The 345-nt window shown below is 67.2% G+C and carries 1 pseudogene; it reads right to left on the bottom strand.

Annotated elements, in window-relative coordinates:
* Nucleotides 1–3: 3 nt before the first annotated feature.
* Nucleotides 4–345: pseudogene (locus ADL08_RS13940) on the bottom strand (dihydrolipoyl dehydrogenase); the annotation flags it as partial.

The following is a 345-nucleotide window of genomic DNA, read 5'->3' as shown; positions in this document are numbered from 1 at the left end:
GCGTCAGTCGTGGGAGTGCAGGGGCTTGCCGGCCAGGGCCAGGTGGGCCTCGCCGAGTGCCTCGTTCTGCGTGGGGTGGGCGTGGATGAGCTGGGCGACCTCGGCGGGCAGGGCTTCCCAGTTGTAGATCAGCTGGGCTTCGCCGACCTGCTCGCCCATGCGGTCTCCGACCATGTGGACGCCGACCACGGCACCGTCCTTGACCTGGACGAGCTTGATCTCGCCAGCGGTCTTGAGGATCTTGCTCTTGCCGTTGCCCGCGAGGTTGTACTTCAGGGCGACGACCTTGTCCGCGCCGTAGATCTCCTTGGCCTTGGCCTCGGTGATGCCGACGGAGGCGACCTC

This window comes from Streptomyces sp. NRRL F-6492, from assembly GCF_001280125.1.
Classification (GTDB): domain Bacteria; phylum Actinomycetota; class Actinomycetes; order Streptomycetales; family Streptomycetaceae; genus Streptomyces.
This window is presented reverse-complemented; position numbering and strand designations above follow the sequence as displayed.